The organism is Mesorhizobium sp. M1E.F.Ca.ET.041.01.1.1, from assembly GCF_003997355.1.
Classification (GTDB): domain Bacteria; phylum Pseudomonadota; class Alphaproteobacteria; order Rhizobiales; family Rhizobiaceae; genus Mesorhizobium.
Genome location: NZ_RZSL01000856.1, coordinates 1 through 1,977, shown reverse-complemented (window position 1 = coordinate 1,977; position 1,977 = coordinate 1). Strand labels below are relative to the sequence as shown.

Here is a 1,977-nt window from a genome sequence, read left to right as displayed (position 1 = left end):
CTACTACCCTGTCGAGGGCCGCACGGACGGTGCAATAGCCGGCGCGTTCGCATTCATCGCCATCATCGCGGTGCCGGCGTTGGCCTATGCCGCATGGCACGCGTTCGCGTCTTGGATGTCCGCCCTCTTTTCTTAGATTTGAAAGTCCACGAAAGATCGCAGCAGCTCATGCAAGTCATCCGCATCCACGTCGCACCAACCGTCGTTCATGAGCCGCGCGAAATATGCGGCCTTCATTTTCAGCTCGCAAACATCGGCAACCGGCGCCATCGCTGCCTGGCGTCGAATCACCGTCTCGTTCTTCATCGCAGCGTCAAGCCGCGGCCCGATCAGCTCCGCCTCGGTCTCTTCGGCGTGCATCAAACGTTTCCCGAGACACTCCACCTCTGAAATGGCGCGGCGGTGCGCCGCGATCAGATCCGCGACTGCGTCCGTCTCCTGCGCTCCTTCGTTGCTGCACGCCAGTTCAACAGCCATTTTCCTGCTCCGAGTGATCCGCGCTCCGCCCGCTCGCCCCGTTGCACCGGGTTGATAAACAGTTGATTAGCGACGATGGCACGATAGGATACGAAGACTAGTGAAACGAAGCGAAACCAGAGCCTGTAAGTAGTTGTTCAAGAACGGAAAGTTATTTGTCCCCCCTCCAAGAGATGGCAGCCATTTCAAAGAATTATTCAAACGATTAGCCGCTGCGGGTGCGGGTCGGCCATTGGGCAAAGATGGATTTCCTGCAGGCCCATGGACGCCCGAGCTTCTTGCAGAAGCGATTTCACAAATTGATTCCAACCGGATTGGAGTCGATCTGCGAACAGTGCAGCTTTGGTTTCAAGAGAACGAGAAGGGAATTAGCGCTGCCAACATCCGTTGGCTGGCGAGGGTTTTTGGGTGCGATGATCCGGTGGCAACCAGCGAATGGCAGATGGAGCTTAGTGCGGCGCAATCGCGGTTATCGGCCAAGAGACGAGAATGGAAGAGAGCCGGAAGCAGTGTTGCACAGGAGATTCCAGATACAGCACTGGCTGCGACCTTCGATGACGACACAGCGTCTCCGGCAGAGCTAAAACGGGATACTGACGCCAAGGGGCCGAGGCGACGTTTTAGTTTGGCGAGGAAATCGGAGGCGTTTTTTAGTCACGGATCTTCCCTAAATTTACCGGCGTCGGTGTTTGCGGGTGTCTCCGCTCTTGGGTTTTTGTCGTATATTACCGGGATTCACAGCGTGACATATGGCCGGGCGGATGGCGTCGTCAAGCAGGTTGGGTTTCTTTGGACAGCGAACTGGACATTCGTCTTCATGGTATTTTTGCCACTGTTTTTTGCCTTCGTGTCCGAGCTAGTGACCTTTTGGAAAGATGAAGGCCGCCCAAAGCTTGTGGGGAATGGCAATAAGATGGAAAGCGACGATGCCTGGACGCGCAGCGTAGAAGCTTCTTCGTATTCATATTGGGCGGTTTTTTTGATTTGTGTGCTGTTCGCCGGTCTTTTTCAGTGGATCGGCGTGTGTTTGCTCCCGCTGATGAAAGGTGGTGGCAACTATGCGACGGATTGGGGCTCGTTAGCGATTGTGCGCCCTGAGGTCATATCGGTTCCAGAAGCGATTTTATTCACCGGGCTCGCTTACCTATACATGTGCCTGTGCTTTTACCTGTTCTTCGTAGGTCTCATTTTGCTCTATACGGTGATCCATGATCTTTGGAGAATTGGAGAAGCAGCGACTAATCGGCCGGAGGTGGATTATCAACACGAGCACAACGAAGCCAGCCTCAGAGTGATGCGTGGAATTTTTCGGTGTACTGTTTTGGGGGTTCTGATCGCCATAGTCATGAAGCTCCAGAGTGCTTACCTGACATCGCGTGGAGAAAATATCGTGGCTTGGTTGGTCGGCGATATGTCTTCAGCCTTCTATGGCGGCAACGACGTGAGCGACGGGATCGCCTATAGGATGCCGACGCATTACAGCAGCTTTCTTATCGTTAT

2 protein-coding genes are annotated in these 1,977 nt (G+C 54.2%); one reads left to right on the top strand and one right to left on the bottom strand.

Annotation, left to right across the window (positions count from 1 at the left end):
* Positions 1-132: 132 nt before the first annotated feature.
* A complete protein-coding gene (locus EOA38_RS35090) occupies positions 133-477 on the bottom strand; it encodes a hypothetical protein (RefSeq protein WP_127301377.1) in 345 nt (114 codons plus the stop codon).
* A 133-nt stretch (positions 478-610) separates the two neighbouring features.
* On the opposite strand from EOA38_RS35090, the gene EOA38_RS35085 reads away from it, so the two are divergent.
* A partial coding sequence (locus EOA38_RS35085; protein ID WP_127301376.1) for a hypothetical protein occupies positions 611-1,977 on the top strand: 1,367 nt, incomplete at its 3' end.

What these genes read in the sequence shown, in the direction of transcription:
- EOA38_RS35090 (WP_127301377.1), bottom strand. Translation starts at nt 477, where the DNA reads ATGGCTGTTGAACTGGCGTGCAGCAACGAAGGAGCGCAGGAGACGGAC.